Below are 17,389 nucleotides of genomic sequence, written 5' to 3'. Positions count from 1 at the left end.
ACATCCAACCTTTGCCTTCTAATCATTGCCAGGAAGGCAATACATCAACATATCCCAAAAGCAGAGCAGCCCCTTTCTTTATCGGTAAAGAAAGGGGCGAAAGAAAGCCGCCCCCGATATCTTTGTCCTGCGGATTCCCTCATGCGAGCGATTCACTACAGCCGCTGCATCCGCAGCTTGTTTCTGTAGTGAATCACTCTGTTCGGCAAATCTATAAGGGGGGGAATCAAGCGGTTTTGCCGCCGCCCGGTGAGCTGCAGGATACAGTGAGTCAAATCAGACACGCAGGCGTTTGATTTGCAGGCAAAGGCAAGTACGTATATCCAACCTTTGCCTTCTGATCATTGCCAGGAAGGCAATACATCAACATCTCCCAAAAGCAGAGCAGCCCCTTTCTTTATCGGTAAAGAAAGGGGTAAAAGAAAGCCGCCCCCGATATTTTTGTCCTGCGGATTCCCTCATGCGAGCGATTCACTACAGCCGCTGCATCCGCAGCTTGCTTCTGTAGCGAATCACTCTGTTCGGCAAATCTATAAGGGGGAATGAGGCGGCATTCACCCATCGTTACCGGCACTGGTTTTCAGGCTTTCGAGATGAACCTTTTTTTATCACCAGCCCGTTTCAATACATGCATGCGCACCATGGTCCGATGCCACAATCCGGCAGGGTCACAAGCGCAGACCGCTTTGCCACCTTCAGCCCGGTTGCACGCATACAATCAGTTACATCGAACCCGTCCCCCCCTGCGGATGATTGCCTGCAGGCAATCCATCAGCGGTCTGCCACCGATGCCTTGTGCGAACTGATCGTACACATACTGGCGGAGGAGCTGGCACCACATTGCCGGGTAGCAGCCAGTGCCTCGACATGAGCCCGCATGGCCCGGACATTGATGGGTTTCTCAAACAATACTGCATCGCAGGCAGCAAGGGCGTGGACCAGCTCAGGCCCGGCATAACCACTGATTGCCACAATCGGCATACCAGGCCGGCGCCCAAGAATTGCACGAATCAGATCATCGCCGTTCATCTCCGGCATACAGATATCGGTAATCACAATATCAAATGCACCACCGGCATGATCAAACAGTTCCAGCGCCTTTTGACCGTTCTCGGCATAGGTGATATCGAATCCGATCGGCGCAAGAATCCGGCCCAGCAGCATTCGGCTTGCATGATCATCATCAGCGACAAGCACACGACCGGCACGCTCATGTATCGCAACACTCATGCCGCCACCTCTTCGGCCAACAACTGCGGCGTGCCATCCTGCCCGGCGGCTGAAGCATGAAACTCGGCATCTGCAGCAATCCGGCTCGCAGCATCCGTCATTTCATCCCGCTGAAAATAGAGAAACCCCTGACACCCGCACAGCTCCCTGGCCAGCCTTTTTCGCTCCGGATCATCGCCCTGCGCCAGCGCATAGGTGGTCATCTCAGGTACATTCTGATGGCAGTAGGCCAACAACGCCAGACCACCGAGATCAATTGCATCGATGTCTGCAACCACCACATCAAACTGGCGCCTGAGCATATGCTCATAGGCCTCGCGATCCTCGCAAACAAGCTGCATGCGCCAGCCATAACGATGCAGCAAAGAGGTCACAAGATCACCACTTGCCGTATCATCGACAAGCACAAGACATTTTCTCGGCTGTATTCTCACCATTGCGCGCCTCCTGATCCTGGGGAGCAGCCGGAAGACAAATAACCGACAGGCCACCTCAATGGTAATCACGGCAACTACCTGTCAATGCTCAGACTGCGCTCATCGCTTCAATATAGGCGGCAGCCATGACAAAAGGTATACGAATAATTCCTATTTAGGGCGGTGCTGAATCAGCCAGCGTATCCTCAGTCTTTTACGCAGCCGCACCATTCAGCAGGCATTTGTCCCGGCATACGCATGCCGGACAGATCGATTACCTCAGCAGATATTCAAGCAACGGATTATTAAACAGGACAATAAGCACAATCACCAGCACTGCCAGCGCCAGCACACCCACAATCGCAAGCCCGATAAACAACAGGCGCATGATGGATGGCTCCGCCTCAGGCCTGTGAGACACGGCATCCATCGCCCGGCTGATCATCCAGCCTGCGGCAATGGCAGGCCCTGTCACCCCCAGGGCGATGCCGAGCGCGACTGCCACGCTCGAAGCCATCATAAAATTGGAAAGATCATGCATCTGTAACTACTCCTGCGACAGGCGGAGCACTGAACCCCCGACTTCCGGACATAAGAATCGACCCGCTCAGGGCCGGTAAATACGGTAGCACTGCTTCAGCCGTTATAGGTAATTCCCATGCGGGAAGCCACCTGGGCCAACTCAATAATCGTCGAAACCCCGAGCTTGTCCATAATGTTGCGCCTGTGGCTATAGACGGTTTTCTCGCTCAAATGCAGTGCACCTGCAATTTCGGCAACCGATCGTCCGGCTGTCAGCAACATACACAGCTCGACTTCGCGCCTTGTCAGCGCAGAGGGTGACGCACCGGCGACCGATTCAACCTGCCGCTTCGAAGACTCCGCCTCAACCTCACTATCCAGGTAGCGCCCGCCCTGCATAATGGCCCGAACAGCCGGCAGCAACATATCCACACCACTGCTTTTGCAGATAAATCCACGGGCCCCGAGCTGCATGGCATGATCTGCCATCATGCCGGCATGCATGCTGAGCACAAGAATCCGTGCCTCGGGATCCTCCCTGAGAATTCGACGCATCACTTCCAGCCCGCTGATATCGGGCATCGAAATATCCATAATGACAATATCGGGCCTGTGTTGCTCATAGTCCCTGCACGCCTGTTTACCACTGGCGGATTCAGCAACGACCTGCATATCTCCGGCTGCCTCCAGAAGATAGCGAAACCCGATACGCACCACATCATGATCATCAACCAGCTGCACACGAACAGGTGCCGTCATACCCTAAACCCCCACATCATCATCGCTGCGCATTGACGGTTACTGAAAAAATACAATTGCTGATTTTCACCCTTTCAAACTCCATCATCGTTCTCAAGCAAACAAAGGCAGACCGCGATGCATCCTGCCGCTCACCGGGCGGCGGCAAAGCCGTCCAACCCGGCTATCCTGCCGGATTGTGGCGTCCGTCCATGGCGCGCATGCAAGCCAGAAGTGAATCAGGCCACCCTCAGCGCGACGCAAGCATGCCAAGCAACCTGATAAAAACAACGGTTAATAAGCAAAGCAGAGACGCCTGGCACCCCTTGAGAGGGTCTGAAAGTCGGTGCCGCCAACACGAACAAGATCAACGTGATCACCCGCTTCAAAGTAGATATCAGGTTCATCAAATAACGTTGCATCAAGTGCAACCTCAATCTGGTAGGCGCGCCCGACGGGCGGAATCGCCCCCCTGTCACAGTCCGGGAAAAGACGGGCGATCTCCTCTTCATCCACCAGCTCAAGGTTGCGATCGAGCTGCTCGTTCAACGCATCCAGTTCGACATGTAGCGGCGAAGGCAGCACAGCCAGCAGATAACCGATACCATCGGCCAGCAAAACCCCTTTGGCAAGCCTGCTCCCCGACACATGGGATACCTCTGCCGCCTGCTGGCTGCTACCGGCAAAAGGATGCGGCACTGTTTCATAAGCAATACATGCATCATCAAGATATTGCCTGAGTGTATTTGCAATCGTCATGACAGAACCTCCCGAAGTGACCCCTGTCCTCGCTGTAATTTTCAGTCTGAAATCAGGTGCCTTCACTATAGCACACCCATCCTGTCCGGATACAGCCTGTTTGTGATAAAACTGCCTGCCGGCAGGCACATTTCCACGTCACAACAGCCATTGAACCATGCCGCCCTCTTCGTCAGTATAGCCATTTCAAAGGAGCAGGGATGATCGGATATGCTGCAAACATCGTCACCACATACGGTCGTCAACGTCCCCTGTTTCGCCGGCTTGCCGCCTCTGTTGTCGCACTGGTTTCGCTGCTGATCCCTTTATCTGCCCCACATGCCGCAACATGTCTCTACATCTCCTCCTATCACAGCGGCTATGAGTGGAACGATGGGATTGAGCAGGGCCTTGAAAAATCACTTGCCGGAAAATGCCGGCTTGAGAAGTTTTATATGGATAGCAAACGCCATCAGAGTGATGACCACAGCAAAATGATGGCACTGCAGGCAAAGGCCTATATCGAAAAGTTATCGCCGGATATTCTGATCGCTGCCGATGACAATGCCTCCCGCTACCTGATTCAGCCCTTTTATAAAAACAGCTCGATACCGGTTGTCTTTTGCGGCATCAACTATTCGGTCGCGCCCTATGGCTATCCGTATGACAATGCCACCGGCATGATCGAAATCTCGCCCGTTCGCCCGCTTTATAAACAGATCAAAGCCATTCTCGGCAGTGTAAAACGGGGGGCATTTCTGGCCGCTGATGTAACCACCCAGCACCGCGAGTACGATCTCAACAAAGAGGTCTACAGCAGCCACGGCATCGAGCTTGCCCCGGTTTTTGTCAAAACCATGGCCGAGTGGAGTAAACAGTTCAAACGCCTGCAGTCTCAGGGCGACTTTCTTGTCATCGGCAACAATGCCGGCATCAGCGACTGGAGTGAGGAGCAGGCAACCGCTGTCAGCCGGGCTGAAACCCGGATACTGACGGTGACCAACTATGACTGGATGCGCTGGTATGCGCTGCTATCGATCACCAAGCTGGCTGAGGAGCAGGGTGAATGGGCCGGTGATGTTGCACTGGCGGTACTGGGTGGCGCCGACATCAGCAAGATCCCTGTCGTAGCCAACCGCCACTGGAACATCTATGTCAATCCGGAACTGCTGGAAACCAGCGGCATCAAACTGCCGCAAACAATCATGCTCAAGGCGATCAGGGTAAGCCGGTAAATGTTTTTTTCCACCCCCCGCCCGGTCCTGCTTGCCGGCGTACTTGGCCTGCTGATCACGGCGGTGATGAGCGGACTGAGTTATAACCGCCTGATCAATGACGAGCGGCATACCTTCGACAATCAGGTACAGAATATCAGGGAAGATCTGTCGATACAGAGCAGAAAAGCAATAGAGGCACTTGATAACATATCCTCTCTGTTCAAGGCATCGGAATCGGTGGATATCGATGAGTTTCATATCCTGGCCAGCGAGCAGGTGGAACGTTACCCATTTATCCGCACCATTTACTATGCACCCTATGTCTTGCACTCGGAACGCAGCGATGTCGAAAACGCCATGCATGAGCTTGGCTTTATCGGCTTTACCATTCATGCAGCGGACGACAGTACCGCCGGCTCATTCCCGATCAAATATATCGAGCCTTTTTCTCCGTTATATATCCTGAGACTCGGCTACGACCTGCTGCTCACCCCCTCCTTTACCAATGCGGTCAACCGTGCAGTTGATACCGCAGCCATTACTTCGGCCAAATCCGATATTACCAGCAAGCAGAGCATCACCCTGTTCAAGGCCCTTTATGCCGGCAGGCTTTCGTTGCAGGAGCGCGCAATCTATCCGGCGATGAAGAATGGCATGCTGGCGCTGGATATAGACCCTCAAATCCTGCTGCAGGAAGTTGACCGGATTCCGCAGTTATCGGTCACCCTGCTCTATCGCAACCAGCCACTGACGGATAAAAATGCCACCACATCGACTGCGCCTGAACTTGTTCACTTTGACAAACAGGTCACCATCGGCAAGGAGGGGATGCAGCTCTCGCTGTATTGTGATAAATCCGTCTCCTGGCACCAGGCTGACCTGACCCTGCTGCTGCTCTCATCAGGCATGGGGATCACCATTACCATCCTGCTGATCGTCATTGCCCGCACCTTCCATTCCCGCTCCCGCCTGCTGCTGCAGCGCAATGAAGAGGTGCAGGCTCTGGTGGATGAAAAGACGAAAGAGCTGCAAAAACTTTCATCTGCAGTTGAATATGCCGGTGAGGCCATCACCCTGATGGATGCCAGCGGTATCATCGAGTATATCAATCCGGCATTTACCCGAATCATGGGCTATCAGCCGGAGCACATTGTCGGTCAAAATGCCATCATGCTTGGCCTGTCTGAACAGGGAAGCGAAAACTTTGACGAAATATGGCAAACCGTAGTGGCCGGAGAATCATGGACCGGCCGCCAGATGAGTCGCCATCAGGATGGCACACTGATTCCCACCCGCCTGTCGATGGCCCCCATCCACAATAGCAACAGTCAGCTGGTTCATGTTGTCGCCATTCACCAGGACCTTTCCGAGCAGGAGGTAATTGAGGAGAGGCTCAGGCAATCACAAAAAATGGAGGCAGTCGGCACCCTCGTTGGCGGCATTGCCCATGATTTCAATAATATGCTGGCAGCCATCCAGGGGAACGTCTATCTGGCCGACATCAACATGGATCACCCTGCCACCGTACGGGAAAAACTTGGTAAAATCGAAACACTCACCAGCAGGGCAAGCACGATGGTGCAACAACTGCTCAGCTTTGCCCGCAAGGACAGGGTCAAGCTCAGCAGCCTGTCGCTGAATTCGATGCTGAAAGAGTCGTTTAAACTGTCGGAAACGGTGGTCCCGGAAAATATTGACCTGATATATGATATTTGTGAGGAAGAGCTCATCGTCAAGGCCGATGTCACCCAGCTGCAACAGATCATCATGAACCTGCTCTCCAATGCCTGTGATGCCCTCAAACAGGCCGACAAACCGAATATCACCTGCCGCCTGAGCGCAGATGACATGGAACCGTCATTCATGCAGGCCCACCCGGAACTTAAATCTTCGCGTGTTGCCCACCTTTCGGTGGCCGACAATGGCAGCGGCATTGCCAAATCGGACCTGGACAAAATCTTCGAACCGTTTTTCACCACCAAGGACGTGGGCGAAGGGACAGGGCTGGGGTTGTCCATGGTGTTCGGTGCCATCCAGCGCATTCAGGGTGCGATCACCGTTGAAAGCACCAGGCACAAGGGAACCACCTTTCATCTTTACCTGCCCCGTATTGAACAGGCCGCAGTGATTTCTGCAAACGACGAACAGAGTGATGTCATCGTTCAGGGCATGGGTGAAACAGTGCTGCTGGTCGATGATGCGCACGATGTTCGCGATGCCATCAGCGAAGTACTCAGCGGCATCGGCTACAGGGTACTGACAGCCAGTGATGGCAAGGATGCCCTGCATCAGTTCAGCATGCATGAGCAGGACATTAAAGCGGTAATCTCGGATGTCGTCATGCCACATATGGGGGGCAAGGAGCTGTTCCGTCTGCTGCGCCAGCGCAATCCCCGGCTGCCGTTTCTGATGATCACAGGTTATGACAGCCTCAAAGCAGCCGGCATATCCGCAGACGGGGATGATTGTGTGCTGATCAACAAGCCATTCTCGGTTTCAAGCCTCTCCCGGCAGCTGCATGATATGATTCATCATACACAGCCGACCGATTCATCACACTCAACGGGCAATCAGTAGCGGATAACAGAAACGGGGCAGCACCTGCCTTGGCCGGATGCCCTGCACACGCGCCAGTGAGAGTGTACGGTCGCCGTATTTCCTGTTGATCTGATTCACCGTCTGCATCAATGTGGTCTGGCGACAGTCGGCCTGCATCAGACCGAAAAGGTCCGCTGTAGCAGATCGCTGCTGACTGATACGGGTGGCAACCACGCCACAACCACGATAACGCTCCCCTGCCCGGAATAACCGCATCAACCCCTCTTTTACCACCCCCATGATCCGTTTCAGGCTATTGCTCGGTACCTCAAGTACCATATCCACCCTGTTCGTTTCGCCCGAGGCAAGGGTAAGAAAAATATCGATACGCTGCGCCAGCAGGCTTTTGGCAACCAGCTCCGACACCAGCCGCGTGGCATGCCAGCTCAGATGGGCAGCCAGCAGACTGCGCTGACCGCTGACCTCGCCCATGGAGGCCGTTCGGGCAATGCTTTGCGGTAGTGATGGTATCGTCTCCAGTGGCAGCACCGGATGGCCGTTCAGCTCATATTTGAGGGTTACACCCTGCCGGCCAAGCAGCTGCCGTATCAGAGCCTCATCCATACAGGCGAACTGACTGGCGGTATGAATATGCAACGTGCGCAGCAATGCCGTGCGGTTACGCCCCATCCCCGGAATCGCAGCAACCGCCTGATGATACAAAAAACGGTCGATATGACTGGCCGGCAACACCAGGATGCCATCGGGTTTATTCGCTTCCGAAGCCATCTTGGCCAGTGTACGGGTCGGCGCAATACCCACCGACGCAGTCAGACCGGTCTCACTGCGGATAGCAAGACGGATATCATCGGCCAGCTGCAAAAATGACCTTCTCCAAAGCGAGCGGACCCCGTTCATATCCAGAAACCCCTCATCAATCGAGTAGATTTCAATCTCCGGACTATAACGCCGCAAAATAGAGAACACCTTGCCTGACATCAGACCATAATAGCGGAAATCGGCAGCCAGAAATGCTGCCTGTGGTGCAATTTTACGAGCCTCCCAAACAGGCATGCCGGTGGTGATGCCCAGCGCTCTGGCATCGTAGCTTTTTGCCACCACAATAGCATGATGACTGGAGAGCACACATACGGGCCGCCCTTTCAGTTGCGGATAACGGACCAACTCACAAGAGGCGTAAAATGCATCGCAATCAACATGTGCAATCACATTCGACCAGTCACTATCTTTCATCACCGCAACCTTTTCTGCTGCCAGCTCAAAAGGCAGCCATCACCTTAAAACTTGCGAAACTGCCCCACCACTTCGCCATAAATATCAAGTGACTGTTCGGGATAGATGCACGGGTAATCAACATTGGCCGGCTCCAGATACATCCCTCGCGGTCCTGTACGCAGATATTTGATGGTAAAGTCACCATCGACAATTGCCACCACAATCCGGCCGATCGAGGGATTGGTATTGCGCTCGACAATCAGAAAATCACCATCATGAATACCGGCATCAATCATGGAGTGACCACTGACCGCCACCAGCACTGTTTTGGACGGATGCTCAACCAGATAGTCATCAATGGTGATCGCATCGCCCAGCACCTCGGTCGCCGGACTGGCAAACCCGGCCGGGGCCTGCCCCACGTGCGGACGGGCAAAAAACATATTGGCCGGACTCAGTCGCCCGCCCGGCGCCTTCTGCAGGTAGCCGGCAAAAATCATCCGGTCGACAAATTTGACCGCCCCCTGCTTGCTGACACCAATCAGAGCCGCAATATCGGCATACGATGGAATCAGCCGGTAAAGGGCATAATAGTCCTGCAAGCGACCGAGATAGAGATGATCCTTATTCACCATGGCCACAGTATGGTGGTCGTTCGTACACTTGGCAAGCCTGACAGATGGAAAAATGCACACACTGCCACAGGCGTCTTATGGCAAAATCTCCCTGTGAGTACGGGAAAAAATTGCCCCATGCCATCATCCGGAAAATAACTGCAACCGTAACTAGCTGTAATCAAAGGAGTTCACCCAAGTGAAAAGTTGGCCGCTTTTTTGCGACAGGGCGGGTAAGGAATCCAATGGCAGGAGTTGCATATGAATCTCGGTTTCTACATCTCAGGCGTCGCAGGACAGATGGCCCAGAATAAGCTGGATGGCATCGCCAACAACCTGGCCAACGTCAACACCGTCGGCTACATGCAGGACCGCACCGCCTTTTCATCGATGTTCTCCAACCAGATGGGCCGCACCGGTGCACCGGATTCCACCTCGGCAGCTTACCTGTCGACCAACACCCAGTATATCAGCACCGAGTCCGGCAATATCCGCCAGACCGGTGGCGACCTCGATTTCGCCATCAACGGCAAGGGATATTTCAGGGTACAGATGCAGGATGGCAGCGAAGCCCTGACACGTGCCGGTAACTTCAAGACAGATGGTGAAGGCACGCTGATGACCCAGAGCGGACTGAAAATCCTCGACAAGAATGGCGCGCCCGTTCAGTTGCCAATCGGCAAAGTCAGCACCACCGAAAATGGCAGTATCTACGTCAACGGGCAACCGGTTGCCGACCTCGGCATCTCCATGATCACCGATCCGAAACAGATGGAAAAAATTGGCGGCGTACTGATCAAAACCCCGCAGGCAAACACCACGCCGGCCGATAACACGATCAGCGTACATCAGGGCAGCCTTGAGGACGCCAATGTCAATTCCGTTCTCGCCATGACCCAGATTGTCGACACGATGCGCAGCTACCAGTCGATGATGAAGGTCGTTGAGCAGTACAACCAGATTGCCTCCCAGCTGAGCGACCGCGTCGGCATGGTGCAGGGTTAAATTGAATAACAAAAGAACAGAGATAAAGGAAAAGGGAGTTTTATTATGATGCGAGCACTATGGACAGCGGCCACCGGTATGGCAGCACAGAACCTCAACGTCGACGTGATCTCCAACAATATTGCCAACGTCAACACCAACGGCTTCAAACGCGGCCGTGCCAACTTCCAGGATCTGATGTACCAACAGATCAAGTCACCCGGCTCGGAAGCGAGTTCTGCCGGCACACAGCTGCCGAACGGTATTCAGGTCGGTCTTGGTGTGCGCACAGCAAGTGTCGACAGCGTCTTCTCCGAAGGCAGCTTCCAGCAAACCAACAACCCGCTCGATATGGCCGTTCAGGGACGTGGCTTTTTCCAGGTTCAGCTGGCCAACGGCGAAACCGCCTACACCCGTGCCGGCTCCTTCAGTCTCGATGCCACCGGCCAGATCGTCACCCAGAACGGCGACCTGCTGCAGCCAGGCATTACCATCCCGGCCGATGCACAGTCGATTCATGTAGCAGCAGATGGCACTGTCTCCGTGGTACAGCCTAATGCCACCCAGACCGTGCTCGGCCAGATCCAGATCGCCGACTTTCTCAACCCGGCAGGTTTGACCAAGCTTGGCGGCAATATGTTCCAGCCAAGCAACTCATCCGGACAGCCTGTCATCGGCAATCCGACCAGCAACGGACTTGGTTCAATCGGCCAGGGCGCACTGGAGATGTCCAATGTCAGCATGGTGGAAGAGATGGTCAATCTGATTGCCGGTCAGCGCGCTTATGAAATGAACTCCAAAGCGATTCAGGCATCCGACGAAATGCTGCAGACCGCCAATAACGTCAAGAAGTAAGCCATGCGCCGCCTGACCATTAACGCCCTGCTCCTCGCTCTCTGCCTGCCACTGCTGACCATACAGCTACAGGCAGCAGAGGTGGACAAAGCGATGCAACAATCACTGTCTGCGTTTTTTAACCGCGGCGTGGTGGTGCAGGGAGCAACGGCAGAACTGGCAGGTGTTGATCACTGGCCGGAAGCCCGCGGAAGCATGCACTGGTCGCTGCCGCTGTCGCTGCATGGCCATCCGGGACGCTTTTCACTGATTGCCGAGCAGGGAGCCCGTCGCTGGTATGTATCGGTACGTGTGCGCTGGATGGCAGAGGCCATTGTCACCCGCAAAAACATTCCGGCACGAACCTTGCTGACAATGGATATGATGACAAAAAGCCGTACCGATATTTCCGGCCATAGCGGAAACTGGTGGAGCGATGCCAGAGAGCTTGCCGGCATGCGCCTGAACCGCCCGCTCGCTGCCGGTGCCGTTATTCAGAGCAATCAGGTCACCATGCCACCGCTGGTCAAACGCGGTGATACCGTCACCATTATTCTGGAGGCTGGCGGCCTGCATATTCGCGCTGAAGGCACTGCATTGCGTTCGGCCATTGCCGGTGAACGCATCATGGTCAGAAACATGCGCAGCAAAGAGATCATTCAGGCCGTTGTTGAAAAAGCCGGACTGGTACGCGTATCATTGAATGGAGGTCAGGGATGAACATCAAAACCGCGCTCTCGCTGCTTACGCTCGCCTCCATCGTACTTGGCGGCTGTATGCCACGGGTCGACAAAGAGGCCGAGACACAGCAAAAACAGCTGGTTGACCAGGCATTGAACACCCCGATCCCGGACACGGCAAACAATGGTTCCCTGTGGGCCAGTGGTGGCGCCGGACTGCTGAGTGACTCCAAGGCCTCGCGGGTCGGTGATCTGATTACCGTACTGGTCTCCGAAACAGCCAAGGCCACACGCTCACTCGGCAGCAAACAGAGTAAAAAATCCGCCCGTGACACTGCCCTCAATGCCACCATTAATTACGGCGGCGCCCTGCAAAATGCCAATGTAAATCCGAACGGCAGTGTCGGCATGACCAACTCGAAGAGCTTTGATGGTGCAGGCTCCACCAACAACTCCGATACCCTGACCGCCAGCGTCACCTCGGTGGTTACCGAAGTCTATCCCAACGGCAATATGCGCATCGTTGGCAAGCGTCAGCTCATTATCAACCATGAGCCACAGGAGATTACCTTCGCGGGCATCATCCGCCCGGTCGATATTGCCCCGGATAATACCATTCCATCCTCCAAGGTCGCCCAGGCCAACATCAGCTATGGTGGCACAGGTTCACTGGCCAATACGGCTCACGAAGGGTGGATGTCCAAAACACTGGATGTGATATGGCCATTCTAACCCCCACCCGTTTTGCCACCCTGTTGCTGGCCACCCTGTGGCTGCTGCTGGCACCGCTCGCCGCCCAGGCCGAGCGCATCAAGGATCTGGCCGATATTGAAGGCGTGCGCGGCAATGCCCTGATCGGCTATGGCCTGGTCGTCGGCCTGAACGGCACCGGCGATTCCGGCACCTCCTCTCCGTTCACCATCAACAGCATTACCGCCCTGCTGGAACGGCTTGGCGTCAACGTGCGGGCGGATATCACCAAGATGAAGCCGAAAAATATCGCAGCCGTGATGGTGACTGCAGACCTGCCTCCGTTTGCCCGTCCCGGTTCACAGCTGGATGTCACCGTTTCAAGTATCGGTGATGCCAAGGATCTGCGTGGCGGCACCCTGCTGGTCACCCCTCTGCTGGGCGGTGACGGCCGTCCGTATGCTGTCGCCCAGGGCGGTCTCTCCACCGGTGGTTTCAGCGTCAGCGGCAAGAGCGCCAGCACCACCAAGGGGCACCCGACCGCAGCCCGTATTCCCAACGGTGCCCGTGTCGAACGCGCAGCCCCGCACGGCCTGTCGGCTGATCAGGAAAAGGTCACCCTAAGCCTGCGTAACCCCGATTTCACCACCGCCAAACATATGCAGGATGCGATCAATGCCGCCCTTGGCAAAGGCATGGCCCGGGCTGTGGATTCAGGCACCGTACAGGTCTGGAATCCCGACAGCAATGCCGTCGAACTGATTGCCAGACTTGAGCAGATCGATATCTCCCTGGATCATCCGGCTATCGTCATGGTGGATGAACGCACCGGCACCATCGTCATGGGTCAGGAAGTGCGGATCGACACCGTTGCGGTTGCCCACGGCAATATCAGCGTCAGCATCACCGAAAGCCCGCAGGTATCACAACCCAATGCCTTCGGTGGCGGCCAGACCACGACCGTCGATCGCACCAAGGTCAATGTCGATGAAGCAGAGGCCAAACTGGTCGTGCTGCCGAAACAGGTCTCTCTCTCTCAACTGGTCACCGCACTGAATGCCGTCGGTGCAACACCGAGTGACCTGATTGCCGTTCTGCAGGCCATCAAGGCTGCCGGTGCCCTGCATGCCGAACTGAGGACGATGTAATGCGCGATGTAGTCGAAACCGTCATCAGCGGCATCATGCAAAAAGAGCGGATGCAGCAGAGCCAGCAGGCAGCAGGCAGCCGCCCTACAGCGCCCCGTCTCCCCCTGCACAGTATCGGACCACAGGTACCGGTATCCGACAGTAAACCCAAAGATCCCGCCCTGTGGAAGGCCAGTGTCCAGTTTGAAGCCATCTTTATGCAGCAGATGATGAGCGAGATGCGCAGCACCGTCACCAAGTCCGACTTCATGCCACATGGCTTTGCCGAAGATGTGCATGCCTCGATGATGGATGAAGCCATTGCCCAGGCGGCGACCAAACACAATAGCATCGGTATCGCCAATGCCGTCTATCGACAGCTGGAGGCATCCAGCCACCCTCAAGCTCAAGCTATTAGCCAAACTGCCGATAAGTTGAAAATGAGCAGTGATTTGACCCTGGAGGTAACCGGCAATGCGCATCAATAACTCGGGCGGAGCAACCGGCATCCACAAGAGCAGTGGCAGCAAGGCAGCCAGCAAAAAGCCGGCGGCCGGCAAAAGCCGCGACTCGGTTCAGGTAGCCGATTCAGCCAGTCTGCGTGAAAAGGCACAGATTATGCTGGCAGATATATCAGACGTACGCATGGAGCGTATTGAAGAGATCCGCGATGCGCTTGAAAAGGGTACGTTTAAAACAGACAGCCGCAAGGTGGCAACACAGATCGTTGCCAACGCGCTGGCGGAGCACCCATGGTCCTGACCCAATTACCTGCGAAAACCCTGACCGATATCCGTGATTTCCTTAATAAAATGGATGCCTGTGCGCGTGAGCTGGAGATCGTGGCCGGTAAGGAGTATGAAGCGATCCGCATGGTGGATGGTGAGCAGATTCTGGCCCTGACAGAGCAGCGTATTGTCATTCATCAGTGCATGGCCCGGCTCGAGCAGGAGGGAAAAGGATTGCTTGCCCGCGCCGGTGTACCGGCAGAAATGTCCCTTGAAGTACTGATTGATATGGTCGCAGGGGAAAAAACTGCCGAGTTCCAGGCTCTGCGCCGGAAACTCTATGAGCGCATGATTCGCATTGACCGCCAGAGTCAGGAAAACAGCCTGCGCCTGCGCGCAGCCTATAATGTTTCAACCACGATTCTTCAGCACCTGGGTCTTGTTCAGAAAGAGCAGACCTATGGCCGGAACATGTCCCGATGATCTTCGATAGCCTCAAGATCGCCGCGTCCAGCCTGCAGGCGCAGCAAAAAGCCATGAATGTGGTGTCGAATAATATTTCCAACGCCAACACCCCTGGCTACTCCAAGCAGACAGCGACGCTTGCCACCATGACGCCTGATACCATCGCCGGCCTCAGCTTTGGCAGAGGCGTCAACGTGGCCAGCGTCAACCGGATCGTTGATCCGGTGATCAATAATGCCCTGCTCGATAATGGTGCCCAGAAAGGTTACTGGACCACCGTGAACAACGGTTTGAATGCTGTACAGAATGTCTTTGGCAGCCTGCAAAATACCGGCCTTGCTGCTTCGCTGAATGACTTCTTCCTCTCCTGGCAGCAACTGGCCAACAACCCGCTTGATAATGGCCAGAAATTTAACGTACTGGCAAAAAGTGATACGCTGGCAACCAATCTGATCAACATGAACAGCCAGCTGACCACAGCACAGACCAGTGCCAACACCCAGATCGACACCCAGATTCAGCAGGCCAACCTGTATATCGATACGATTGCCCTGCAAACCACCCAGATCAGCCAGCTTGAGAGCGGCCAGCAAGGTGCGGTCGGTGCCGCCAACGACCTGCGCGATCAGCGCGATCAGACGGTCCGCAACCTCTCGGCCCTGATCCCGGTCAAACAGATTGCCACCCAGGATGGCGGCCTTTTACTGCAGACGGCCAGCGGTGATCTGCTTGCCCAGGATGGTGTGGCCAACCATATTGCCCGCGGCACTGCTGCAGCCAATGGCTTTGGCGGACTGGTCATTGCCAACACCGGCCAGCCGATCAAAGACCCCGGTCAGGGCGGTGGCAGTATTGGCGGCCTGATCCAGCTGCGCGATAACAACCTTGGCTCATATCTCCAGCAGATCAACAGCATTGCCGCCAACCTCGCCTTCTCGGTCAACCAGATCCATGCCAGCGCGACCTCAGGCACGGCAAAAGCAGCCATGACGGCAGGTCAGACGGTCAATGCCACACTCCCCCTGAATGATCCGGGACAAGTCGCACCATTTGCAGCCAAGATTCAGACGGGCAGCTTCCAGATTCATGTGTATGATGCAACGGGTGCAGCCACCCCTGCCGGCGGCACCTCGATCCCTGTCACCGCCGGTGTGACCACCATGAACGATATCGTCACCAGCCTGAATGCGGTCGCCGGTGTAACAGCCAGCATTGATGCAACCGGCCACCTGAATATTACCGCCGCTGCCGGCAATACGATTGCCATGTCAAACGACACCAGCAACGTACTTGCCGCCTATGAGGTCAATACCTTTTTTACCGGTTCAACAGCAGCAACGATCGGTGTTGCGGCCGATATCAAGGCTAATCCGGCCAGCATTGCCACCGGCCGGGTCGATCCGCTGACATCAGCCCTCTCCACCGCCGATAACAGTGCCTCTATTGCCATCATGCAGCTACAGAATCAGGCCATTTCGGTCGATGGCAGCACCAGCGCCAGCCTGAATGACCGCAGCACCAATGTATCCACCCAGTATGGCAGCGATGTGGCAACATCACTCCAGCAATTGCAGTACCGCACTGCTGAGTCTGACTCTCTCACCGCCCAGCAGCAGGCCATCTCCGGTGTCAATACCGATGAAGAGCTTGTGGCAATGATTCAGTTCCAGCGTGCCTATGAGGCATCGGCCAAGGTCATCACGACCACAAACACGATGCTCGATTCATTGATGGGGCTGATCCGATGAGAGTAACTACCGCACAGATGTATAACACCCTGCTGAGCGGGGTGAAACGACAGCAGGATCTGCAGAATCAGGGCAATGCCCAGGTCTCCTCCGGCACCCGCTTCCAGACCCCTGCGCAATCAGGTATGGACTACAAGATATCGCTGGATCTTCGTCATACCCAGGTCACCCTGCAGGGTGATCTGAATGCCGTCACCACTGCAGAATCTCGACTAAACAGCAGTATGACCATGCTCAATGATATGGGTAATGTACTCAAGCGCGCACAGACGGTTGCCGTTCAGCTTGGCACCACCGGTGCCGGCGCCACAGAACGCCTGAGTGCGGCTCAGGAGGCCACCCAGCTGCTCAATCAGCTGATCAGCGATGCCAACCAGAAATGGCAGGGACAATCACTGTTTGCCGGTACCGCCGTCGACAAACAGGCCTTTGTCACCGATGCTCTGGGTAACACCGTATACAACGGTAATGCCCAGGACCGCAGCGTAATCACCAATAATGGCGTACAGATTGTCAGTAATGTACGAGGCGACGATCCGGCCTTTGCCAGCTCCATCGCCGCACTGGAGGGGCTGCGTACCGCCCTGCAGAATAATGACACCGCCGGTATTCAGAATGCCATCGGTACACTGACCACGGCAGGCGATGCTATTGTTAACCTGACCAGTGATGTCGGCGCCCGCCTCAATGGTGTTCAGTTGAACAAAACTGCGATTACAGACATGCAGGCCAACCTTCAGCAACAGATTACGACACACGAAGCAGCCGATATCCCGGCAGTGATTGCCCAGATCCAGCAGTCCAACCTTGCCCTGCAGGCATCATACAACCTGGTAAATCAGCTAAAATCTCTCAGCCTCACCAACTTTCTGAGGTAACGCATT

At 55.2% G+C, this 17,389-nt stretch carries 19 protein-coding genes; 12 read left to right on the top strand and 7 right to left on the bottom strand.

Annotated elements, in window-relative coordinates:
• Window positions 1-771 precede the first annotated feature (771 nt).
• The 5 genes from FEF65_RS09170 to FEF65_RS09150 form a co-directional block, all read right to left on the bottom strand.
• Window positions 772-1,230 (bottom strand): response regulator, encoded by a 459-nt coding sequence (locus FEF65_RS09170; RefSeq protein WP_138239513.1) that lies wholly within the window; start codon window positions 1,228-1,230, stop codon window positions 772-774.
• A complete protein-coding gene (locus FEF65_RS09165; RefSeq protein ID WP_138239512.1) occupies window positions 1,227-1,667 on the bottom strand; it encodes a DNA-binding transcriptional response regulator in 441 nt (146 codons plus the stop codon). Before FEF65_RS09165 ends, FEF65_RS09170 begins: the two co-directional genes overlap by 4 nt.
• 253 nt (window positions 1,668-1,920) lie before the next feature.
• Window positions 1,921-2,187 carry an ATP synthase subunit c family protein gene (locus FEF65_RS09160; protein ID WP_138239511.1) on the bottom strand — a complete coding sequence of 89 codons (267 nt, stop codon included), beginning with the start codon at window positions 2,185-2,187 and terminating at the stop codon, window positions 1,921-1,923.
• 95 nt (window positions 2,188-2,282) lie between these two features.
• The gene (locus tag FEF65_RS09155; RefSeq protein WP_138239510.1) at window positions 2,283-2,927 is read right to left on the bottom strand and encodes a response regulator; all 645 of its coding nucleotides are present in this window, start codon (window positions 2,925-2,927) and stop codon (window positions 2,283-2,285) included.
• Window positions 2,928-3,200: 273 nt separating this feature from the next.
• The gene (locus FEF65_RS09150; RefSeq protein WP_138239509.1) at window positions 3,201-3,665 is read right to left on the bottom strand and encodes an aminoacyl-tRNA deacylase; all 465 of its coding nucleotides are present in this window, start codon (window positions 3,663-3,665) and stop codon (window positions 3,201-3,203) included.
• 200 nt (window positions 3,666-3,865) lie between these two features.
• Here FEF65_RS09150 and FEF65_RS09145 point away from each other — a divergent pair, with 200 nt between their 5' ends.
• Both FEF65_RS09145 and FEF65_RS09140 read left to right on the top strand, forming a co-directional pair.
• On the top strand, window positions 3,866-4,879 hold the full coding sequence (locus FEF65_RS09145) for an ABC transporter substrate-binding protein (protein ID WP_138239508.1): 1,014 nt from the start codon (window positions 3,866-3,868) through the stop codon (window positions 4,877-4,879).
• Complete coding sequence (locus FEF65_RS09140; protein WP_138239507.1) at window positions 4,880-7,438, top strand: ATP-binding protein; 2,559 nt, start codon at window positions 4,880-4,882, stop codon at window positions 7,436-7,438.
• Here the strand turns inward: FEF65_RS09140 and FEF65_RS09135 are convergent.
• Window positions 7,421-8,653: a DNA polymerase IV gene (locus tag FEF65_RS09135; protein ID WP_138239506.1), complete on the bottom strand. Its 1,233-nt coding sequence runs from the start codon at window positions 8,651-8,653 to the stop codon at window positions 7,421-7,423. The two genes, FEF65_RS09140 and FEF65_RS09135, sit on opposite strands and share 18 nt — an antisense overlap.
• 44 nt (window positions 8,654-8,697) lie before the next feature.
• Window positions 8,698-9,270, bottom strand: coding sequence for a LexA family protein (locus FEF65_RS09130; RefSeq protein WP_138239505.1), 573 nt, complete (start codon window positions 9,268-9,270; stop codon window positions 8,698-8,700).
• Window positions 9,271-9,510: 240 nt separating this feature from the next.
• Between FEF65_RS09130 and FEF65_RS09125 the strand changes: the two genes are divergently transcribed.
• The 10 genes from FEF65_RS09125 to FEF65_RS09080 are packed head-to-tail and all read left to right on the top strand — an operon-like array spanning window position 9,511 to window position 17,383.
• A complete protein-coding gene (locus FEF65_RS09125) occupies window positions 9,511-10,254 on the top strand; it encodes a flagellar hook-basal body protein (protein WP_138239504.1) in 744 nt (247 codons plus the stop codon).
• A 45-nt stretch (window positions 10,255-10,299) separates the two neighbouring features.
• Window positions 10,300-11,088 carry a flagellar basal-body rod protein FlgG gene (gene flgG / locus FEF65_RS09120; protein WP_138239503.1) on the top strand — a complete coding sequence of 263 codons (789 nt, stop codon included), beginning with the start codon at window positions 10,300-10,302 and terminating at the stop codon, window positions 11,086-11,088.
• A 3-nt stretch (window positions 11,089-11,091) separates the two neighbouring features.
• On the top strand, window positions 11,092-11,787 hold the full coding sequence (gene flgA / locus FEF65_RS09115) for a flagellar basal body P-ring formation chaperone FlgA (RefSeq protein ID WP_138239502.1): 696 nt from the start codon (window positions 11,092-11,094) through the stop codon (window positions 11,785-11,787).
• Complete coding sequence (locus tag FEF65_RS09110) at window positions 11,784-12,479, top strand: flagellar basal body L-ring protein FlgH (RefSeq protein WP_138239501.1); 696 nt, start codon at window positions 11,784-11,786, stop codon at window positions 12,477-12,479. The genes flgA and FEF65_RS09110 overlap by 4 nt, the downstream gene beginning before the upstream one ends.
• Window positions 12,467-13,585 (top strand): flagellar basal body P-ring protein FlgI, encoded by a 1,119-nt coding sequence (locus tag FEF65_RS09105; RefSeq protein ID WP_138239500.1) that lies wholly within the window; start codon window positions 12,467-12,469, stop codon window positions 13,583-13,585. Before FEF65_RS09110 ends, FEF65_RS09105 begins: the two co-directional genes overlap by 13 nt.
• Window positions 13,585-14,052 carry a rod-binding protein gene (locus FEF65_RS09100; protein ID WP_138239499.1) on the top strand — a complete coding sequence of 156 codons (468 nt, stop codon included), beginning with the start codon at window positions 13,585-13,587 and terminating at the stop codon, window positions 14,050-14,052. Before FEF65_RS09105 ends, FEF65_RS09100 begins: the two co-directional genes overlap by 1 nt.
• On the top strand, window positions 14,039-14,326 hold the full coding sequence (flgM, locus tag FEF65_RS09095; protein WP_138239498.1) for a flagellar biosynthesis anti-sigma factor FlgM: 288 nt from the start codon (window positions 14,039-14,041) through the stop codon (window positions 14,324-14,326). The genes FEF65_RS09100 and flgM overlap by 14 nt, the downstream gene beginning before the upstream one ends.
• On the top strand, window positions 14,317-14,775 hold the full coding sequence (flgN, locus tag FEF65_RS09090) for a flagellar export chaperone FlgN (RefSeq protein ID WP_170304436.1): 459 nt from the start codon (window positions 14,317-14,319) through the stop codon (window positions 14,773-14,775). The genes flgM and flgN overlap by 10 nt, the downstream gene beginning before the upstream one ends.
• Entirely contained in the window at window positions 14,772-16,505 is a 1,734-nt protein-coding gene (gene flgK, locus FEF65_RS09085) for a flagellar hook-associated protein FlgK (RefSeq protein WP_138239497.1), read from the top strand. Before flgN ends, flgK begins: the two co-directional genes overlap by 4 nt.
• The gene (locus tag FEF65_RS09080; protein ID WP_138239496.1) at window positions 16,502-17,383 is read left to right on the top strand and encodes a flagellin N-terminal helical domain-containing protein; all 882 of its coding nucleotides are present in this window, start codon (window positions 16,502-16,504) and stop codon (window positions 17,381-17,383) included. Before flgK ends, FEF65_RS09080 begins: the two co-directional genes overlap by 4 nt.
• Window positions 17,384-17,389 lie beyond the last annotated feature (6 nt).

The sequence above is a fragment of the Mariprofundus erugo genome (assembly GCF_005818865.1).
GTDB classification, from domain to species: Bacteria; Pseudomonadota; Zetaproteobacteria; order Mariprofundales; family Mariprofundaceae; genus Mariprofundus; species Mariprofundus erugo.
The sequence above is the reverse complement of the archived record's forward strand: the minus strand, read 5'-3'. Positions and strand labels throughout refer to the sequence as shown.